14 protein-coding genes are annotated in these 21170 nt (G+C 66.6%); 9 read left to right on the top strand and 5 right to left on the bottom strand.

Features of this window, described 5'->3' with window-relative positions; genetic code table 11:
* Positions 1–135 precede the first annotated feature (135 nt).
* From AC3DEZ_RS12390 to AC3DEZ_RS12365, 6 genes are all read left to right on the top strand, one after another.
* Positions 136–1659 (top strand): tryptophan halogenase family protein, encoded by a 1524-nt coding sequence (locus tag AC3DEZ_RS12390; RefSeq protein WP_488388474.1) that lies wholly within the window; start codon positions 136–138, stop codon positions 1657–1659.
* Positions 1660–1754: 95 nt separating this feature from the next.
* On the top strand, positions 1755–3380 hold the full coding sequence (locus AC3DEZ_RS12385) for a glucoamylase family protein (RefSeq protein WP_488388507.1): 1626 nt from the start codon (positions 1755–1757) through the stop codon (positions 3378–3380).
* A 70-nt stretch (positions 3381–3450) separates the two neighbouring features.
* A complete protein-coding gene (locus tag AC3DEZ_RS12380; protein WP_488388473.1) occupies positions 3451–4737 on the top strand; it encodes a sugar ABC transporter substrate-binding protein in 1287 nt (428 codons plus the stop codon).
* Positions 4734–5618, top strand: coding sequence for a carbohydrate ABC transporter permease (locus tag AC3DEZ_RS12375; protein ID WP_488388472.1), 885 nt, complete (start codon positions 4734–4736; stop codon positions 5616–5618). The genes AC3DEZ_RS12380 and AC3DEZ_RS12375 overlap by 4 nt, the downstream gene beginning before the upstream one ends.
* Positions 5615–6466 carry a carbohydrate ABC transporter permease gene (locus AC3DEZ_RS12370; protein ID WP_488388471.1) on the top strand — a complete coding sequence of 284 codons (852 nt, stop codon included), beginning with the start codon at positions 5615–5617 and terminating at the stop codon, positions 6464–6466. The genes AC3DEZ_RS12375 and AC3DEZ_RS12370 overlap by 4 nt, the downstream gene beginning before the upstream one ends.
* A gap of 133 nt (positions 6467–6599) precedes the next feature.
* Entirely contained in the window at positions 6600–7301 is a 702-nt protein-coding gene (locus AC3DEZ_RS12365) for a hypothetical protein (RefSeq protein WP_488388470.1), read from the top strand.
* A 121-nt stretch (positions 7302–7422) separates the two neighbouring features.
* Here AC3DEZ_RS12365 and AC3DEZ_RS12360 read toward each other — a convergent pair whose 3' ends face one another.
* The 4 genes from AC3DEZ_RS12360 to AC3DEZ_RS12345 form a co-directional block, all read right to left on the bottom strand.
* Positions 7423–8079 carry a bifunctional 4-hydroxy-2-oxoglutarate aldolase/2-dehydro-3-deoxy-phosphogluconate aldolase gene (locus AC3DEZ_RS12360; protein ID WP_488388469.1) on the bottom strand — a complete coding sequence of 219 codons (657 nt, stop codon included), beginning with the start codon at positions 8077–8079 and terminating at the stop codon, positions 7423–7425.
* A 42-nt stretch (positions 8080–8121) separates the two neighbouring features.
* Positions 8122–10032: a phosphogluconate dehydratase gene (edd, locus tag AC3DEZ_RS12355; protein WP_488388468.1), complete on the bottom strand. Its 1911-nt coding sequence runs from the start codon at positions 10030–10032 to the stop codon at positions 8122–8124.
* Between the two features lie 260 nt (positions 10033–10292).
* Positions 10293–11300, bottom strand: a complete 1008-nt coding sequence (gene glk / locus AC3DEZ_RS12350) for a glucokinase (RefSeq protein ID WP_447101930.1) — start codon at positions 11298–11300, stop codon at positions 10293–10295.
* 58 nt (positions 11301–11358) lie between these two features.
* Entirely contained in the window at positions 11359–12720 is a 1362-nt protein-coding gene (locus AC3DEZ_RS12345) for a GH1 family beta-glucosidase (RefSeq protein ID WP_488388467.1), read from the bottom strand.
* 211 nt (positions 12721–12931) lie between these two features.
* Here AC3DEZ_RS12345 and AC3DEZ_RS12340 point away from each other — a divergent pair, with 211 nt between their 5' ends.
* From AC3DEZ_RS12340 to AC3DEZ_RS12330, 3 genes are all read left to right on the top strand, one after another.
* Positions 12932–14014 (top strand): ABC transporter ATP-binding protein, encoded by a 1083-nt coding sequence (locus AC3DEZ_RS12340; protein ID WP_488388466.1) that lies wholly within the window; start codon positions 12932–12934, stop codon positions 14012–14014.
* Positions 14015–14191: 177 nt separating this feature from the next.
* On the top strand, positions 14192–17056 hold the full coding sequence (locus AC3DEZ_RS12335; protein WP_488388465.1) for a ThuA domain-containing protein: 2865 nt from the start codon (positions 14192–14194) through the stop codon (positions 17054–17056).
* Positions 17057–17504: 448 nt separating this feature from the next.
* Complete coding sequence (locus AC3DEZ_RS12330) at positions 17505–19829, top strand: hypothetical protein (RefSeq protein WP_488388464.1); 2325 nt, start codon at positions 17505–17507, stop codon at positions 19827–19829.
* A gap of 74 nt (positions 19830–19903) precedes the next feature.
* On the opposite strand, the gene AC3DEZ_RS12325 is transcribed toward AC3DEZ_RS12330, so the two are convergent.
* Complete coding sequence (locus AC3DEZ_RS12325; RefSeq protein WP_488388463.1) at positions 19904–21106, bottom strand: amino acid aminotransferase; 1203 nt, start codon at positions 21104–21106, stop codon at positions 19904–19906.
* Positions 21107–21170 lie beyond the last annotated feature (64 nt).

Here is a 21170-nt window from a genome sequence, read left to right as displayed (position 1 = left end):
CGGCCGCGCCGCGGCACCTTCTCTCCAGGTGCCGCGGCAACGCCCCGCATTGTTCCTCCCGCGTCATCCCTGCCGCTTCCGGAGTCCGGGCGCGGCAGGACACGCCGGGTCCCCTCGTCTCCACGACCTCGCAACATGAACCCACAGTCCCTGCGCAACATCGTGATCGTCGGCGGCGGTACCGCCGGCTGGATGGCCGCCGCCGCATTCGCGCGCGTGCTGGGACCGGACTACGCCATCACCCTGGTGGAATCCGAACAGATCGGCATCGTCGGTGTGGGCGAGGCGACCGTCCCGCACATCAAGGCGTTCAACCAGCTGCTGCGCATCGACGAGGCCGACTTCGTCCGCAGTACCCAGGGCACGTTCAAGCTGGGCATCGAGTTCTACGACTGGTACCGCACCGGTCATACCTACATCCATGGCTTCGGCCAGGAAATCGGCCATCCCTACGGCCTGCTGCCGTTCCAGCAATATTGGTTCAAGGCCCGCAAGGCGGGCATGGCGCAGCCGCTGGATGCCTACACGCTCAACAGTCTCGCCGGGCGGCGCGGCCGGTTCATGACCGGCGCGAGCGACGTGCCGGCGGATTCGCCGCTGGCCAATATCGCTTACGCCTACCATTTCGACGCCGGCCTGTACGCCAAGTACCTGCGTGCCTACTCCGAACCTCTCGGCGTGAAGCGGGTGGAGGGCATCATCGACCAGATCGATCTGGATCCCGACAACGGCTACGTCCGCTCGCTGCGACTGCGCTCGGGCGAAGAAGTGGCCGGCGATCTGTTCATCGACTGCTCCGGTTTCCGCGGATTGCTGATCGAGGAAGCGCTGCACACCGGCTATATCGACTACACGCACTGGCTGCCGTGCGACCGCGCGCTTGCCGTGCCTTGCGAGCGGGTGGGACCGCCGACGCCATTCACGCGTTCGACCGCGCGCAGCGCCGGCTGGCAGTGGCGCATTCCGCTCCAGCACCGCACCGGCAACGGTTACGTCTATTCCAGTGCCCACATCAGCGACGACGAGGCCGCCGCCACGCTGCTCGCCAACCTGGATGGTCGTGCGCTGGCCGACCCGCGTCCGTTGCGTTTCACCACCGGGCGCCGGAAAAAATGCTGGAACCGCAACGTGGTCGCGCTCGGCCTGGCGAGTGGCTTCATGGAGCCGCTGGAGTCGACCAGCATCCACCTGGTCCAGTCCGGCATCTCCAAACTGCTGGAGCTGTTCCCGCGCGAAGGCTTCAACGAGGTGCTCGCGCAGCGCTACAACGACCAGCTGTCGTTCGAGTTCGAACGCATCCTCGATTTCCTGGTGCTGCATTACAAGGCCACCGAGCGCGACGATTCGGCGTTCTGGCGCCAGTGCCGCGACATGTCGATACCGGACAGCCTGACCGCCAACCTGGATCTGTTCCGAGACAGCGGGCGGTTCTTCCGCAACGCCAGCGAGATGTTCGCCGAGATCAGCTGGGTGCAGGTGATGATCGGGCAGGGCATCGAGCCGCGCGGCTGGCACCCGCTGGTGGATCGCGTGCCGGATACCGACCTCAAACGTTTGATGGACAGCGTGGCCGGGACGATCAGCGCCTGCGTCGACGCCATGCCCGAACACCAGCGGTTCATCGACCGCCATTGCAAAGCCGAACCGGTCTCGTTCTGATGCGCCGGTTTCCTTTCTCCACGCGTTGAACCGCGGACCCGCGGACACCCTTGAAGGAAAAGAAACGACTCGAGATGAAAACGTTTACAGGCAAGATGGGCCAGACCGGGGCCAGGGGAAACCGGAATTGGACGTGGCTGGCGGGCCTGCTGGTGGTCATGCTGGCGGCCTGCAACCGCGCGCCCGCGCCGACTGCCGAGGCGCCGAAACAAGCGGCGACACCGGTGGCGGAAGCACGCAAGAAGCCGGAGAAGCCCGAACTGCCGCCGTTGTTCCGCGATGTCGAACGCCGCACGTTCCAGTTCTTCTGGGACACCACCAATGAGCTCAACGGCCTGACGCCGGATCGCTTTCCGTCGCGGCCATTCGCGAGCATCGCTTCGGTCGGTTTCGCCCTGACCGCATATCCGATCGGCATCGAGAACGGCTGGGTGAGCCGGACCCAGGCGGTGGACCGCACCCTGACCACGCTGAAGTTCTTCCGCGAGCTGCCGCAGGGACCGCAGCCGGAAGGCAAGGGCGGTTACAAGGGCTTCTACTACCACTTCATCGACATGCAGACCGGCCATCGCTATGCGAGCTGGGTGGAGCTGTCGAGCGTGGATACCACGCTGCTGATGATGGGCGTGCTGTTCGCGCAGTCGTACTACGACCGCGACGAGCCGCGCGAGAAGGAGATCCGTGAACTGGCCGACGTGCTCTACAAGCGGGTCGACTGGACCTGGATGCAGAAGAACAAGCCGCTGGTGTCGATGGGCTGGTATCCAGAGAGCGGGATGATCCCGCATGACTGGAAGGGCTACAACGAAGCCATGATGCTGTACGTGCTGGCGTTGGGTTCGCCGAGCCATCCGGTGGGTCCGGAAGCCTGGGAAGTGTGGACGCGCACCTACGGCGAGTCGTGGGGTGTGTACCAGGGCCAGGAATATCTGACCTTCGGCCCGCATTTCGGTCACCAGTACAGCCATGTCTGGATCGACTTCCGCGGCATCCAGGACGCGTACATGCGCGAGAAGGGCATCGATTATTTCGAGAACAGCCGCCGCGCCACCTATGCCCAGCGCAACTACGCCATGGAAAATCCGATGAAGTGGCGCGGCTATGGCGAGAACGTCTGGGGCCTGACCGCCAGCGACGGCCCGCAGCAGACCCTGCAGGAGTACCGCGGCGAGCAGCGCCAGTTCCGCCACTATTCCGCGCGCGGGGTCGGCTTCCGCGAGAACTTCGACGACGGCACCATCGCGCCGACCGCGGCGATCGCCTCGCTGCCGTTCGCGCCGGAGATCGTGATCCCGGCGACCGAGGAAATGCACAAGCGCTACGGCGAGCACCTGTACTCCAGCTACGGTTTCCTGGATGCGTTCAACCCCAGCTTCGACTACGACATCCCGCTGAAGGCCGGACGCATCGTGCCGGGGCAGGGCTGGGTGGGCAGCGACTACATCGGCATCGACCAGGGGCCGATCCTGACGATGATTGCCAACTACCGGAACGGCTTCGTCTGGGAAGTGATGAAGAAGAATCCGTATATCCGCAAGGGTCTGGAACGCGCGGGCTTCGAAGGCGGCTGGATGACCCCGGCGGGCGCGCCGATCCAGATACCGGCCAATGCCGATCCGAAGGCCGCGGCCGCGCGTGCCCTGGGCACCGCCGAATCGCGCGCGGCCCAGGCCGCCGAACAGCAGCCCGAGGCGCCGGCGCGCAATCAGACACCGCAGTAAGTAAGCTGTCCGCATGGCAAGGTTCTCTCAGGCGCGCATCAGGCATTCCTCGGGTGGTGGGGGATGTCTGGTGCGCTGCTGTCTTTTCCTGCTGACGCTGGCGGGCGTCCTGCTGTCCGCAGGCTGCGCGCGCGAGGATGAACGCGAGAAGGTGACCTTCTGGGCGATGGGTCGCGAAGCCGAAGTGGTCGCCGAACTGGTGACCGAGTTCGAGCGCGAGAATCCCGGCATCGACGTGGACGTGCAGAACATCCCCTGGACGGCCGCGCACGAGAAACTGCTGACCGCGTTCGCCGCCGATGGCCTGCCGGATCTGTGCCAGCTGGGCAATACCTGGCTGCCGGAATTCGCCGCCCTGGGCACGTTGGAGCCCTTGCAGTCGTATGTCGACAGGTCGAAGGTGGTCGAGCCATCCGACTATTTCCCCGGCATCTGGGATACCGCCGTGGTCGACCGGCAACTGCTGGGCGTGCCCTGGTACGTGGATACCCGGCTGCTGTACTACCGCAAGGACCTGCTGCGCGAAGCCGGCTTCGACCGGCCGCCGGTCACGTGGGCCGAATGGGAACGGGCGATGGCGGCGATCAAGCGCAACGCCGGCCCCGATCGCTACGCCATCCTGATGCCGGTCAACGAGTTCGAGCAGCAGGTATCGCTGGCCCTGCAGATGCCGGATCCCTTGCTGCGCGATCACGACAACCGTGGCAATTTCCGCAGTCCGGGCTTCCGCCGCGCGTTGGGTTTCTACGCCAACATGTTCGAGCAGGGCTGGGCGCCGAAGATGTCGGAAACCCAGATCTCCAATGTCTGGGACGAATTCTTCAATGGCTTCTATGCCTTCTACCTGTCCGGTCCCTGGAACATCCGCGAATTCAGGAAGCGCATGCCCGACCACCTCCGGGATCAATGGGGGACGATGCCGCTGCCTGGTCCGGATGGCCCCGGCGCGGGCATCGCCGGCGGCACCAGTCTGGTGATCTTCCGCACTTCCGAGCGCAAGGCGGCGGCATGGAAGCTGGTCGAATTCCTGTCGCGGCCCGGGATCCAGCAGCGTTTCCACGCGCTGATCGGGGATCTGCCGCCGCGCCGCAGCACCTGGGCGCATCCAGCACTGGCCAACGACGAGTATGCGCGCGCGTTCCGGGACCAGCTGGAGCGGGTCAAACCCACGCCCAAGGTGCTGGAGTGGGAGCGCATCGCCCAGGAAATGCGGGTGGTGACGGAGCAGGTCGTGCGTGGCGGCCAGAGCCAGGAACGTGCCGTGCAGGATCTGGATGCGCGCGTGGATGCCATCCTGGAGAAGCGCCGCTGGATGTACGAGCGTGATCATCCCGCCGCGCAGGGAGCACAGCCATGATGCGGCGGACTTCGGTGGCCGGTTGGATGTTCGCCGGACCGGCGCTGATCGTGCTGGGCGTGTTCTTCGGCCTGCCGGTGTTCTCGGCGCTGCTGCTCAGCCTGACCGACTTCGATCTGTATGCGCTGGCCGACGCGGACAACCTGCGCTTCGTTGGCCTGGGCAACTATCTGGAGCTGCTGCGATCGTCGATGTTCTGGAAGTCGTTGTGGAACACGACGTACTTCGTGATCGTCGGCGTGCCGCTGTCGGTCGCGGTGTCGCTGGGCGCCGCGATGCTGCTGAATGCACCGGTCGCGCGCTTCAAGGCGCTCTTCCGCACCGCGCTGTTCGCGCCGGTGGTGACCACGCTGGTGGCGGTGGCCGTGATCTGGCGCTACCTGTTCCACACCGGCTACGGACTGGTGAACTGGGCGCTGGGCCATATCGGCATCGCGCCGATCGACTGGCTGGGCGATCCGCGCTGGGCGATGCCGACCATCATGCTGTTCGCGGTGTGGAAGAACTTCGGCTACAACATGGTCATCTTCCTGGCCGGCCTGCAGGCGATTCCGCAGGATCTGTACGAAGCCGCGCGCATCGACGGGGCTTCGAAGTGGCGGCAGTTCCTGCACATCACCCTGCCGATGCTGGGGCCGGTGCTGCTGGTGGTCGGCGTGATCACCGTGTCGGGCTATTTCCAGCTGTTCGCCGAACCCTACGTGATGACCCGCGGCGATCCGTTGCAGAGCACGGTGAGCGTCCTGTACTTCATGTTCGAGGAAGGCTTCAAGTGGTGGCGACTGGGGCGCGCTTCGGCGGTCGCATTCCTGCTGTTCCTGATCATCCTGGCGGTGACCACCGTGATGCTGCGCCTGGGGCGCAGGAGGGATCTGGTATGAGCCGCCACGCCGTCGCGCGCGAAGTGGGCACGTCCCGCTGGCAGGCCTGGCTGGTCAACGGTGCGCTGCTGGCGCTCGCGCTGGTCAGCCTGGCGCCGCTGCTGTGGATGGTGTCGGTGTCGTTCATGCCGGCCGGCGAGGCCAGCCGCTTCCCGCCGCCACTGCTGCCGTCGGGAGTGACCCTGACCAACTATCGCGAACTGTTCGCGCGCACCGGCATGGCGCACAACTTCGCCAACAGCCTGCTGGTATCCGGGGCGATCACGCTGGGTTCGCTGCTGATCAATACCTTTGCGGGCTATGCCTTCGCCAAGCTGCGGTTCGCCGGTCGTGACCGGATCTTCCAGGTGCTGCTGGCGGCGCTGGTGATTCCCGCGCAGGTGGCGATGCTGCCGCTGTTCCTGCTGATGAAGCAGCTGGGACTGGTCAACAGCTTCGGCGGCGTGATCGTGCCGGCGCTGGCGACGGTGTTCGGCATTTTCCTGGTGCGCCAGTACGCGCGCAGCATTCCGGACGAGCTGCTGGAGGCCGCGCGCATCGACGGCGCCAGCGAGTTGCGGATCTTCTTCCAGGTCGTGCTGCCGATGCTCAAGCCGGTGCTGGTGACGCTGGCCATCTTCACCTTCATGGCGGCGTGGAACGACTTCATGTGGCCGTTGATCGTGCTGACCGATCAGGCGCACTACACGCTGCCGGTGGCGCTGGCCTCGTTGTCGCGCGAACACATCATGGATGTGGAGATGATGATGGCCGGCGCGGTCATCACCGTGCTGCCGGTCCTGCTGCTGTTCCTGCTGTTGCAGCGCTACTACATCCAGGGCCTGCTGCTGGGCAGCGTGAAGGGCTGATGCCAATCTTGCCCGCGTAGGAGCGACGTGAGTCGCGACCGGGATGTCCATCATGTCGGACAGCTTCCTGGCTCGGAAGCATCGCGACTGACGTCGCTCCTACAGATGGCGGGCGGGGAGGTAGAGTGTCGCCATGGCGATGAGGGAACGCGGCTTCACCCCGCTCTGGCCGCTGCCGCTGGCGGCGGCGTTGCTGTTGCTGGCGGCCACGCATCTGGCGTTGTGGCTGTCGATCCAGGCCGGGCATGTACCGGCCTGCGTTCCGTACTGGGAAGGCTGCACGTCGATCAGCCGGGCCGCGCGGCACGGGCTGGGCAACCACCTGTTCCGCCTGCTGGTGATTCCCTGTGCGGTCCTGCACGGCGCGACCTGGTGGCTGGCCGGACGCTGGCTGCGGAATGACGATGGAAACGCCGCCACGTGGTGGATGCTGGCGCTGGGCCTGCTCTCCGCCTCCGCGCTGGCGATCTATGCAACCTTCCTGGGAACCGATGGCGAGGTGTACGGCTTCCTGCGCCGCTATGGCGTGACGGTGTACTTCGGTTTCGGATTTCTCGCCCAACTGCTGCTGATGCGGCGGGCGAGGGTATTGCGGCGCATGCCATCGGTGTTGCTGACGGGCATGGCCTTGGTGTGCGTGGCGATGCTTGGCCTGGGCATGGGCAATGTCATTGCCGGTGCGCTGGTCGTCGATGGTTCACTGCGCGATCGCATCGAGAACGCGCTGGAGTGGCAGCTGGGCCTGCTGCTGGTCGGCTGGCATCTGCTGTTGGCACGCGGCTGGTGGCGCGAGCGGTTCGGGCTGCGGCTGTATCGGGGAGAAGAGCCGTTGTAGGACTGTGTGGGGGCGCGACGTGAGTCGCGACTGCCATTCCGAGGGGCGTGCCGACGAGCCCCAGGCCCTTGAGGTTCCGGTCGCGACTTGCGTCGCTCCCGCAGCGAAAGGGAAGCGGGAATCAGCCGCGCACGCGGCGCACGATGGCGGCGGCCTTGGCCGAACTTTCGCGCACCTTGTCCCATTCGCCGGCTTCCAGCCAGTTCTTGGGCACCATCCAGGATCCGCCGATGCAGACCACGTTCGGTTGCGACAGATAGTCGGCGGCGGTGTCTTCGCCGATGCCGCCGGTCGGGCACAGCTTCAGTTCCGACAGCGGGCCAGCCAGCCCCTTGAGCATCGCCAGGCCGCCGACGGCGGAGGCGGGGAACAGCTTGCAGACCCGGAAGCCGCGCGCCATCAGCGACAGCAGTTCCGTCGGCGTGGCGGCGCCCGGGACGACCGGCACCGGGGCCTCGGCCAGCGCGTCGGCCATCTCGGCCGTGGTGCCCGGCGTCACCAGGAAATCCGCGCCCGCGTCGATGGATCGCTGCATCTGTTCGATGGTCAGCACCGTGCCGGCGCCAATCACGATGTCCGGCAGTTCGCGCTTGAGCATCGCCAGCGCTTCCATCGCCACCGGTGTGCGCAGGGTCAGTTCGATCGCCGGCAGGCCACCGGCCAGCAGGGCCTCGGACACCCGGCGTGCCTCGTCCAGCGTATGCACGGTGACGACCGGCAGAATGCCGGCGGCGCGGAGGAGTTGTTCGGCTTTCTGCTGGCGGGCTTCGATGCTCATGAGGGAATCAGGTGAATGCAGGTGGATGGGGGAGGGAGGCGCTCAGGCGTCCTTCGCTTCATGCGGGGCTTCGGCGGCGTGCCCGGCATCGCCGAGCTCGTACTCCGAATCGTATTCCCAGGTGCCGTTGTGGTACGGCGGACCGCAGGAAATCGACAATGCGCCCTGATCGGCCGGCGTCACCACGTCGCGGCTGACCGCGAACAGGTTGCGGCCGATGTCCAGCGCGGCGGGCGAGGTGTTCGGCGCGAGTTCGCGCGCGTTCCATTCCTCCGCCGGCACCAGTGCTTCCAGCACGCCGGATTCGGCATCAAGGCGGATCAGATCACCTTCGCGCAGTCTGGCCAGGGGACCGCCGCGGGCGGCTTCCGGGGTCATGTGGATGGCGGCGGGAATCTTGCCGGAGGCGCCGGACAGGCGGCCGTCGGTGACCAGCGCGACGCGCCGGCCCTGGTTCTGCAGCAGGCCCAGCAGCGGCGCCAGCGAGTGCAGTTCCGGCATGCCGTTGGCGCGCGGACCCTGGTAGCGCACCACCGCGACGAAATCCTGCGGCAGCACGCCGGCCGCGTGCAGCTTGTTTAGCACGCGCGGATCATCCACCACCACCGCGGGCGCCTCGATGAAGCGGTATTCCGGCTTCACCGCCGAGGTCTTGATCAGCGAGCGGCCAAGATTGCCACGCAGCAGGCGCAGGCCACCCTGATTCTCGAAGGCCTCGGCGACCGGGCGCACCACCGCGGGATCGGCGCTCTGCGCCACGCCCGGCGCGTACGCCAGCTGCCCGTCCTGCAGACGGGGCTCGTCGCAGAATGCGCGCATGCCGCCGGGCATGATGCTGGTGAGGTCGTGCATCAGACCGGCGTCGAGCAGTTCGCGGAACACGAACGCGGTGCCGCCGGCGGCGGCGAACCGGTTCACATCGGCGTCGCCGTTCGGGTACACGCGCGCCAGCAGCGGCACGGTGCGGGAAATCAGATCGATGTCGTCCCAGGTGAGCACGATGCCGGCCGCGCGCGCCACCGCCACCCAGTGAATGGTGTGGTTGGTCGAACCGCCGGTCGCCATCAGCGCGGCGATCGCGTTGACGATCGCACGCTCGTCGATCAGATGGCCGAGCGGACGGTAGTCGTCGCCCAGCGCGGTGATGCGCAGGGCGCGTTCGGCGGACGCGCGGGTCAGCACGTCGCGCAGCGGCTGGTCGGGGTTGACGAACGAGGTGCCCGGCAACTGCACGCCCATCGCTTCCAGCAGCACCTGGTTGGAATTGGCCGTGCCGTAGAAGGTACAGGTGCCCGGCGCGTGGTAGCTGGCCGATTCGGCTTCCAGCAGTTCCTCGCGGCTGGCCTCGCCGGCGGCGTAGCGTTCGCGCACCTCCGCTTTCTTCTTGTTGGGAATGCCCGGCGCCATCGGGCCGGCCGGGACGAACACCGCCGGCAGGTGGCCGAACGCGAGCGCACCGATCAGCAGGCCCGGCACGATCTTGTCGCACACGCCCAGGTACAGCGCCGCGTCGAACATGTCGTGGCTGAGCGACACCGCGGTGGCCTGCGCGATCACGTCGCGCGAGAACAGCGACAGTTCCATGCCGGGGCGACCCTGGGTGACGCCGTCGCACATCGCCGGCACGCCGCCGGCGACCTGCGCGGTGGCGCCGAGCGAACGGGCCAGTTCGCGGATCAGTTCCGGGTAGGTCTCGAACGGCTGGTGCGCCGACAGCATGTCGTTGTAGGCGGTGACGATGCCGAGGTTGGGCGTGGCGTCGGCGCGCAGGCGATCCTTGTCGGTCGGACCGCAGGCGGCGAACGCATGCGCGAGGTTGCCGCAGCTCAGGCGGCTGCGATGCGGACCGGCGGCATTGGCCGCATCGATGCCGGCGAGATAGGCGCGCCGCAGGGGCAGGCTGCGCTGACGGATGCGTTCGGTGACTTCTTGGATGCGCGGATGCAGGCTCATTGGCGTCGGCTGGACTGCGAAAGGACGAGTGTGCGCCGCTGGCCGTGGGCAGGGCGTCGTCGGTGTCCACGCAGCGGCGCTTGCCGGACTGCGCCATGCCGGGGCAGGGCATGCATGGGTCCGGCCTGCACGCGGGTTCCAGGCCGACGTCGCCGCCGATGCGCGGCGGATAACGAAGAACCCCTCAACTTTCTACCTTTTGCGCCGGCAATGAAAGTGACCAAAGCCAGACCAGCCCGCGACGCGGACCGCTGGAATGATCAGCGGGAAGGCCCGTAGGCCTCCACCGCGATGGCCGCGGCGCCGAGCAGGCCGGGGCGCGGATGCACGATCGCCAGGGTGGGGACGCGCGCCATGTTGGCGGAGAAACGTCCCTTGTGCTCGAAACGTTGGCGGAAGCCGGAATGCTGCAGCGAAGTCAGCAGTTTCGGCACCAGCCCGCCGGTCAGGAACACGCCGTCCCACGCGCCGAGGGTCAGCACCAGATCGCCGGCGACCGCGCCGAACACCGCGCAGAACACATCGATGGCGTTGTTGCTGCGCGCATCGCCGGTGGCGGCGCGGGCGGTCACGTCGGCCGGCTGCAGGTTGCCGGGATCCTCGCCCGCGATTTCGCTGAGTGCGCGATGCAGGTTGACCAGGCCGGGGCCGCAGATCAGGCGCTCGATCGAGACGCGGCCGAACTGAGCCGACAGCCGCTGCAGGATTTCGATTTCCTGCGGCGTTCCGGGCGCGAAGCTGACATGGCCGCCTTCGGTTTCCAGCGGGAAGGTGCGGCCGTCGCGGACGATCAGGCCGCCCACGCCCAGCCCGGTGCCCGGGCCGATCACGCCGTAGGTACGGCGCGTCGCCTGCGGATCCGGCGTCCAGTCGGGGATACCAATCGCGACCACGTCCTGGTGGCCCAGCAGCGGCAGCGCCATGGCCTGCGCGGCGAAATCGTTGACCAGCCGCAGGTCGTCGAATCCCAGCGCGTCGCGCGTGCGCGACAGCGAGATGACCCAGGGATGGTTGGTGATGCGGGCCTCATCGCCGTCGACGCGGCCGGCGACCGCGAACACGCCGTTGCGGATGTCCAGGCCGGACTGTTCGGCGCCAACCTCGTCCAGATAGTGCTGGGCGGCGTCGGCCAGGGACGGGAAATCCGCCACCGCGAAGCCGCGCACGCTGTCTTCCAGCAGCGGCGCGGCGGCGCTGGCGTCGGCCAGCGCGAAGCGTGCATTGGTGCCGCCGATGTCGGCGAGCAGGACCCGGTTGTCGGTGCTCATGCGGGGTGATTACTCTTGAAGGGGTCTTGGCCGCAAAAAGTAGTCCGCCGCATTCGCCTCAGTCGTCCTCGTTGGTCAGTGCCTCGCCGTGGCTGGCCACGACCTTCGCATAATAGCGTGCACTGTCCTTCGGTGTGCGGGTCTGGCTGTCGAAGTCGACGTGGATGATGCCGAAGCGCTTGGAGTAGCCCAGCGACCATTCCAGGTTGTCCAGCAGCGACCAGACGTAATAGCCGCCGATGTCGCAACCGGCCTCGATGGCCGCATGCACCGCGCGCAGGTGCTGGCGCAAGTAGCTCAGGCGCAGCGGATCGCGCACGCGGCCGCGTTCGGCCTTGGGCGGATCGAAGAAGGCGGCGCCGTTCTCGGTGATGAACACCTTGGGATTCCCGTAGCGGTCCTTGACCCAGGTGAGTGTATCGGTCAGTCCCTGCGGAAAGACCTCCCAGCCGGTCTCTGTATACGTATGCTGCGTCTGCCGGACCGGCGAGACCTTCAACGGCCAGTTCGAATCGTCATGGCGGGACACATTGCGGGTGTAGTAGTTCACGCCGATGAAATCCAGCGGCTGGCGGATCAGGTCCATGTCCGCCTGCGGCCATTCCGGCCACGCCTCGCCGAAGATCTCGCGCAGCTCCTCCGGATAGGTTCCGAAGAACACCGGATCCAGGTACTGCCGGTTCATGTAGGCCTCGGCGCGACGGGTCGCGGCCAGGTCCTCCGGGCTGTCGCTGGCCGGATACTTCGGCTCGATGTTCACCACCAGACCGATCTCGTGCTTGCCGATCGCGCGGTAGGCCTGCACCGACTTGCCATGCGAGCGCAGCAGGTGATGCGAGGCGATCGGCGCCTCGAAGCGGTTGCGGTGGCCGGGTGCGAGCGCACCGTGCAGATAGCCGCCGTCGGTGACCACCCAGGGTTCGTTGAGCGTGGCCCAGCGCTTGATGCGGCCGTCCAGGCGCTTGAACATCACTTCGCTGTACTCGGCGAACCAGTCGGCGATGTCGGGGTTCAGCCAGCCGCCGCGATCGTCCAGCGCCGCCGGCAGATCCCAGTGGAACAGGGTGGCGGTGGGCTGGATGCCGTTCTCCAGCAGGGTGTCGACCAGCCGCTCGTAGAAGTCCAGGCCCTTCTGGTTGACCCGGCCGCGGCCCTCGGGCATGACCCGGCTCCAGGACACGCTGAAGCGGTAGGCCTGCATGCCCAGCTCCTTCATCAGGCCGATGTCCTCGCGCCAGCGGTTGTAGTGATCGCAGGCCACGTCGCCGGTGTCGTTGTTGAGCATGCGGCCCGGGGTGTGGGCGAAGCGCTGCCAGATGCTGGGGCCGGCCCCGTCGGCCAGCGGCGAGCCCTCGATCTGGTAGGCGGCGGTGGCGCTGCCCCAGATGAAGTTCTCGGGGAAACGGTAAGCGTTCGACATGGCCCCTCCGGCGGTGTCGTCAAATTGGAGATAAGTGGGGGTGATTGCGTTGTGAAAACGATTACATGGCAGAATAACCCAACTTCCCGGGTTGGGAAATGGGAAGGTGGTCATTGAGGGACGGTGTGCATTCGTATGCACGCCGCTGCACCGGGAGGGGCCCGGCGGCAGGGTCCGACAACACGGTGGCGGAAGCCGCCCGGGAGAGCAGATGGCGAGTGTGCGGCTGGACAATGTCCGCAAGGTCTACGGCAACGGCCAGGTTGCCGTGCACGGGGCGGGTTTCGAGGTCGCCGACGGCGAACTGATGGTGCTGGTCGGGCCCTCGGGCTGCGGCAAGTCGACCCTGTTGCGGATGATCGCCGGATTGGAGGAAATCTCCGGCGGCACGCTGTCGATCGGTGACCGCGTGGTCAACGAGGTCGCGCCCAAGGATCGCGACATCGCCATGGTGTTCCAGAACTACGCGCTGTATCCGCACATGACGGTGGCCGAGAACCTGGCCTTCGGATTGAAACTCCGCGGCCATCCGCGCGCGGTGATCGAACAGCGGGTCAATGCCGCCGCCGAAACCCTGGGCCTGGGCCAGATGCTGGGCAAGCTGCCGCGCGAGATGTCCGGCGGCCAGCGCCAGCGGGTCGCGCTGGGACGGGCCCTGGTGCGCGAGCCGGCGGTGTTCCTGCTCGACGAGCCGCTGTCCAACCTGGACGCCAAGCTGCGCCACTCGATGCGCACCGAAATCGCGCGGCTGCACCGGCAACTGGGCGCGACCATGATCTACGTGACCCACGATCAGGTCGAGGCGATGACCCTCGGCCAGCGCATCGTGGTGCTGAAGGACGGGCAGATCCAGCAGATCGACACCCCGATGGCGCTGTACGAGCATCCAGCCAACCTGTTTGTGGCCGGCTTCCTCGGCAGTCCGGCGATGAATGTGCTGCACGGACGTCTGGAGCGCTCGGAGGGACTGCGGCTGGTGCTTGATGCGGGCCTGTCGATTCCACTCGACGGCGCGCGGGTGGGGGAGGACTGGTTGGGCAGGGTGGTGGCGATGGGCGTGCGCCCGGAGCATCTGCAACCGGCGGCGCCGGACGCGGCGGGTTTCGACACCCAGGTGGAAGGCGTGGAGCCGGTGGGCAACGAAGTGTTCGTGAACATGACGCTCGGCCCCCACGCACTGGTATCGCGGTTGCCGCCCCGGCAGCTGCCGCGCGCCGGGGCAGGCCTGCGCATGGCGGTGGATGTGGCGCATCTGCACTTCTTCGATGCGGACGGCGGTCGCCGCCTGTGGTGAACCAGCGGAGGCCGCCAAGGCCCGCGATCGCCCCCTCCCGGCATCGCGGTCGCCGTCGGGTTTCCGCAGGCAACAAAATCTAGCCTCAGAACGTAGCCCCGGCGGATTCCATCCGCATCACGCCCGTCCTAGCCTCGTCCGCACCATTCATGGACATCCGTCACGGGAGAGGGGCCAGTGCGGAAGCGGGACAGAACACCGGCGCATGCACGCATCCGTGCCGCGCTGAGCATCGGCTTGGCCTTGCTGGCGTTGCTCGCGGGTGGCTGCGACGGGCCGGGTGCGGGCCACCGGATCGTGCTGATTGGCGGCAGCGGCAATGAAGGCCCCGGGCGGCATGCCTATGCCGAAGGGGTGCGCCGGCTGGCGACGATGCTGGCCGGGTCGCCGCAGGGACGCGACGCGGAGATCGTCGTATACGAGCAGGGGTGGCCGTCGGATCCCGCCGCGCTGCGGGGCGCCTCGACCGTGGTGCTGTACTTCGACGGACTCGATCGGCATCCGCTGCACGATGCGGCGCACCGCGCGCAACTGGGCGCGCTGGTTCGACAGGGTGTCGGGCTGGTGGCGTTGCACCAGGCGTCCACGGTGCCGGCCGACGATGCGTCCCTCGATCTGCGCGCCTGGCTGGGTGGTGAACGCGTGGGCATGTTCGACCGCACCACCGAGACCGCGACGGTGTCGCCGGTCGATGCGACGCATCCGATCACCCGCGGCGTGGGCGCGTTCACCTATCGCGACGAGTTCTATCCGACCTTGCGTTTCGCCGCCAAAGGCGTGCGGCCGGTGCTGCGCAGCACCTTGCACGTGCAGTATCGCGACGGCGCCGCGGTGGTGGAGGACCGACCGGAAGCGGTGACCGTGGGATGGGCCTACGAACGTCCCGATGGCGGACGTTCGTTCGGCTACACCGGGGCGCACTTCCTGGCGGCGCTGGAGCAGCCCGCGCTGCGCACGGTGCTGTTGAACGCGATCCTGTGGACGGCGGGCGTCGAGGTTCCCGCCGGAGGCGCGGCGACGGCGGATGATCCCGGCGGCCCGCCGGCGGAGATCGCGATACCTCCGGTCGAGGTCACCGCGACGGGGCATGATGCGACCACGTTCCATGCGGACCGGCAGCGCAGTGGCTGGCATCGTCGCGGAACCGGTCCCACCGCCGCGCAGCTGCAAGATCCCGCGTTCGGCCTGCTCTGGGAATCGCCGCCGCTGGATGCCTACGAAGGGAAGGCCGCCCGCCTGTATGCGTCGCCGCTGTATCTGGAACAGGTCCGGATCACCGCGGGCCAGCATCGCGGCCAGACCTTCAAGGTCGTCTTCGCCGCCAGCAACCATGGTTATGTGTATGCGATCAATGCCGGCAAGGCGGGCGACGTGGCGCCCGGACGCATTCTGTGGCGCACGCGTCTTGCCGCCCCCTGTCATCTGCAGCCGGCGCCGCTGGACGCGGTGCCGACCGGCGTGCTGAGCACCCCCGTGATCGACACGGCGCGCGGACGGATCTACGTCACCAGTTGCGATCCGAAGCAGCGCTGGCAGGCATACGCGCTGGATATCGGCAGCGGCCAGGTCATCGAGGGCTGGCCGCTGCGGCTCGACGAAGCGCGTTTCAACGACGTCAACGCCAACGCCGGTCCGTCGCGGGTGCCGCCGAAGCGGCACTTCGATTTCCGGGTGCAGCGCGGCGCGCTCAACCTGAGTCCGGATGGCTCACGGCTGTACGTCACCTTTGGAGAAACCGAAACCGGCTGGCTGGTGGCAGTGGATACCCTGCGTCCCCGGGTGGCCAGCGCCTTTGCGGCGGTGGCGATGCCGCATCGCGGCAGCGGCGGCATCTGGGGCGCGGGCGGGCCGGCGCTGGACGCTGATGGCAACGTGTTCGTGGTTACCGGCAGCGGTTTCGACGGCTACCGCGATCAGTCGCACGACTGGACCCAGTCGGTATTGAAACTGTCCGATTCCGCCGCCGACGGCCTGCAATTGCGGGGCACGTACACGCCGTTCAACCATTGCGGCAGCGCGAAGATGGATATCGATCTGGGATCGGGCGGTGCCAGTCTGCTCGCCGATCCCGAGTCCGGGCAAACCGCGACGCCGCGCCTGATGGTGGTCGGCGGCAAGCAGGGCAATGCCTATCTGCTGGATCGCGAGCGCCTGCCCGGGAAACTGGACCGGCGCCCGGCCTGCGGCCTGGACGCGGCCAGCGACGGTTCGCTGCTGCCGCCGCAACGGCAACCGCAGTTCGCCGGCCGGGGACCGCTGAGCGTGTTCGGTCCGTACTCGGAGCAGGACGCGGCGATGGATCAGGCGCGCGGCCGTTCGGTGCCGGCGAACTATCGCGACGGACAGGGCGCGATCCATGTCTATCTCACCGGCAATACCCGGCGCGCGGAAGGTTCGGCCGAAGCGGTGCCGCCGTCGCTGGTCAAGCTGCGGGTGGCGACCATGCCGGGGCAACCGGCGCATCTGGCGGTTGAACGCCGGCAGATGGAAGTGGTCCTGATCAACCCCGGCTCGCCGGTGATCAGCAGCGACGGCACGCGGGATCCGATCGTCTGGATCCTCGACGAGAACGCCCGCCGCTCCGCGCCGCTCGCGGGGGCCGATACGCCGGCGCCGGTGCTCTACGCATTCGACGGCGACAGCCTGGAGCTGCTGTGGAAGAGCGAGCCCGGCCAACTGCACACCTCCGGCAAGTACAACGAACCGGTGTTCGCCCATGGCGCGGTGGTGGTCGGGACGGATCGGGTCCAGGCGTTCGGTCCGGATGCGCCGGCGCGCGCGAAGCCGATGGCGTCGGCGGCGGCATCCGCGACGCGGGCGGCGGCGGCCGACTCGGGGCTGGACGGCGCGGCGCTGTTCCAGCAACGCTGCGCGGCCTGCCATGATCATCCGCAGGGAAACATTCCACCGCGCGCGCTGCTGGAAAGCCGCTCGCGCGCCTACATCGTCGACACCCTGACCCAGGGCGCCATGCGCGCGCAGGCATCGGGACTCAGCGCGAACGACATCGACGCAATCGCGGGGTATCTCGGCAAGCATTGACGCATCGCGCGAAGGACGCCGCACAGTTCCGCGGGGCGAGCAGGTAGAGCGGTGTCGTCTCGTGGCAGCCAGGCTAGAGCCAGCGCGTCCTAGAGAATGAGGAGCCGAGCCATCTCCGCTCCATGCGGAATGGGACATCGGAGTTTGCGATTTTCTTCCGTTCGTTCCGGAACAATCGTCCCCAATCACCGCCTTCGCTACACTCGCGCAGCCGAATGTAGTACCTCCAGCCTGCGGACTTCCGGGGGCTGACTCCGGCATTTCGACAGGCGTCATCGAAGTTGATTGTCAGGTCATCCCGCATGTTCAGTGCGCGAGGCTCCTCGAACATTCAGCTCGCCGGAGATCCGGTTACCACCAAGGCAAAGCGAATCTTTCTCCGAATCGGCCTGCGACCACGCGTCCCTCGCCGACGCGGTTTCATCTTGCAGTTTGAAAGGAAATGCCCGTGGACACGAGCAATGCAATGACTCCCTTGTACGAAAGGACGGGTTTCGTCGGGAACATCGAATCGATACGCGTGGACGGCCGCCGGTACTACTTCGGTCATGACGCCACCAATGGGAGGGTGCTGTCTCCTTTGTTCGAGAAGCCGGCCGAAATGGCGATGTTCGCCAGCCGCTTCATGCTGCAAAGCGACGGTCACCACAACGCATCCGACTGGATGCACTGGGTCCGGGCCGCGGTCCCCGGCGTCACGCACTGGCCGAGTAGCCTGGATATCGATACAACGGCGCTATGCGTGGTCCTGCCTTATCTTCAAGGGCTGCGCACGATGGAGTATTTCGACATTTCGCCTTCGCCGGTGGATTTTCCGACGGATGCCATCCGATTGCTGCAAGCCGTCTCGGACGCCTATGGTGATGGGCGTCTGGATGCCATGTTCACCCTGGCGGACGAGGATGAGGTCGAACGATATGGCGATGCCCTGTCCTGGGCGTTGGATGTGGTCTTGGAGCCTCGAAGCGTGCCGGTCGGTCTCAATCGCGCCGACATGGCGGAGGCGATTGCCGCCTATATCCAACGTATGGCCCGCAGGGTGCCAGCGAACTGGAAGCTGGCATTCGGTGAACTCCTGTCTGCCAGTGACACCCCTGATTCGGCGGTGCGGGAGCGGAGACGGGAACCCGCCGAGTGGAAGCTCCGGGCCGATTGTCCTTACCAGGTGAAGCGCTATGCCGATGTTGTCGACGAGGTACCGGAAGACTGCGACAACTACTGGCAGGAGCCGGAAGAGGTAACACAGATTGAGGAGTGGGTGCTGTACGTGGACGGCGATCTTCGCCTGGGCCGGCTCGACCTCGACGACCCACTGGCCGCATGGCGTGTGGATGACGCAACACGCGACAGTATCTGGTTCATCCTGGTCACCGGCAGCGTTTTCGTGGAGGAGTACCTCTGGAATCGGGATACGGATGGCGCCTGCGGCCTGGTTGTCCTGGGTAATCTGCATGCCGGCGATGCAGTTGTCGGTGGCCAGCAGATCTACGTCGGCAGGAATCTGGACATCGACGCGTTGTACTGGGGCCACTACAACCACGGCTCGCTGCACGTGGCGGGTGATACACGGGCATTGGTGCTGATCCAAACGGACTATCACATGGATCTGCTCGGCCACGTGGAATGTTTCAAACGGCTGGATGACGATGCCATCGACGTACTAGATGAGGATGAACTGGGCAGGATCGTCGATGCCCGATGCGTGATGCAGGATCCTGACGCCGGTTTCGGCGTGGCTCTGGACCGGGAGCGCGTGATTGAGCTGCTGGGCGAAGGTGGCCAGGTCGTGCAGCGCGAACGGCTGGAGGCACCGGAGCCGGAATTCGCGGTGCCTTCCCTGTTTGCGGATGCCACGGTCAGTCCCCAGCATTTCCAGCGCCTGGCTGCGGGTAACCTGATGCCGTGGGAGAACGAGGAGGGTATCCGAAGGTATGACTTCGATCGCGAGGATCTGAGCTTGATGGTCATGCGGGTGCCCGGGGACACACCGGATGATACGGCCTATTCGGTGGTCATTCAGTACCAGGGAGGAGGGCCGGCGGCGTGCTTCACCTCGTCCCGCGGACACATGCCCCGCACCTGGAAACAGGCGCTGTTGTTCCAGACACCCGAGCAGGGATGGGTGCTTGGCAAGGAGATCTGCGACGATGCCGGCGCCGAGCGCCCCAACTGGAGAGTGGTGGAGGGCAACGAGTTTCCGGCCGTACATACCGGGATGATCCTGAAGGGCTGGAAGTTCCTGCTGGAAGGAGCCTCCTTCCGCCATTGGGCGAGCGAACAGATAGCAGCCGAGGAGGTGCGGGCCTTGCTGGCGTTGCCCTTGGCCATACCCTATGACGACTACGAAAGCGACGAGCGCAATGGTCTCTGGGTAGGGAACCTTTATATCGCATTTCGGCATGGCACCGCTGGAGAGAACGGCGTTTCACCGATTCTCCGGCTTTCCCGGCCCTATATCGATGCCGATGGGAATTTCCATGTGGAGAGTTTTTTCTACGACGTTGAACGATGCATGGATGGACGCGAACGGGTGCGTATCCGATACAAGGCCGATCAGAACGATGACGATAGCGCTTCGATAGCCTTGGATTTCATTGGCGGACAGCGCCTGGCAACGGCTGTCCGCGTATTCCGGTGCGGCGAACTCCAATTGCAGGAAGCCAACGCCGAACTGCTCGAAGGCCATCCGCCGCTGACGGCCGTGGATGATGGTTTCGCCATGTCTTACTGGAAGCAGCAGGGATACCTGTCGAGGCACGGGGAGAATGAATAGCTGACCGGTGTCTGGCCGATCAAAAAAGCCCCCGGAGCTCGGGGGCTTTTTTCTGTCGCCGAACCGGGGCAACATCAGCCGCGGCTCACCGCGTAGACCGCCTCGGCCACCTTGTCGATGTTCTGGCTGTTGAGCGCGGCCACGCAGATGCGGCCGGTACCGATGGCGTAGATCGCATATTCCTCGCGCAGGCGATCGACCTGGGCCCTGCTCAGGCCGGAGTACGAGAACATGCCGGCCTGCTGCTGGATGAAACCGAACTCCGGCGCGCCCAGCGCCGCCAGCCGGGACACCAGTCCGGCGCGCAGGGTGTGGATGCGCTCGCGCATGCCGCCGAGTTCCTTTTCCCAGCGCGCACGCAGCTCGTCGCTGCCGAGCACGCCGGACACCAGCGCGCCGCCGTGGGTGGCGGGGCTGGAATAGTTGGAACGGATGGTGCGCTTGACGTGCGACTGCACGCGCCTGGCCTCGTCGCGATCGGCCGAGACGATCGACAGCGCGCCCACGCGCTCGCCGTACAGCGAGAACGACTTGGAATACGAACTGGCGACCACGAACGCCGGGATGCCGGAGTCGGCGAACAGGCGGATCGCGGTGGCATCGACGTCGGTGCCCTGATCGAAACCCTGGTAGGCGATGTCGATGAAGGGCAGCAGGCCGCGCTCCTTCACCAGCGCCACCACCTGCGCCCACTGCGCGGCGGTCAGATCGACGCCGGTGGGGTTGTGGCAGCAGGCGTGCAGCAGGACCACCGTACCCGGTTCCAGCGCGCCCAGGTCGGCCAGCATGCCGGCGAAGTCCAGACCGTGGGTGGCCGGATCGTAGTAACGGTAGTCGCTGACCTCGAAGCCGGCGGTGCCGAACACCACGCGGTGGTTTTCCCAGCTCGGGCTGCTGATGGCGATTTTCGCCTGCGGCAGCGCGCGCTTCAGGAAGTCGGCGCCGATGCGCAGGGCGCCGCTGCCGCCAATGGTCTGCGCGGTGACCACGCGACCGGCTTCCAGCGCGGCGGAACCGGCGCCGAACAGCAGTTTCTGGGTCGCCAGGTTGTAGCCCGGCAGACCGTCGATGGGCAGGTAGCCGCGCGGTTTGGCTTCCGCGGCCAGGGCCTGTTCGATCTCGCGGACCGAATCGAGCAGGGGAATGCGGCCCTGTTCGTCGTAGTAGATGCCAACGCCCAGATTGACCTTGCCGGGGCGGGGATCGGCGTTGTAAGCCTCGGTCATTCCCAGGATCGGATCGCCTGGAACCAGTTCGACGGATGCAAAGAGAGACACGGCGGTGTGACCAGTGGTGAGGAAGAGGGGGACAGCGAACAAACTCCCGGATCCTAACAGGCCG

The sequence above is a fragment of the Pseudoxanthomonas sp. 134C1 genome (assembly GCF_057773065.1).
Note: the sequence above shows the minus strand (reverse complement) of the source record. Positions and strands in the feature narration are given on the sequence as shown.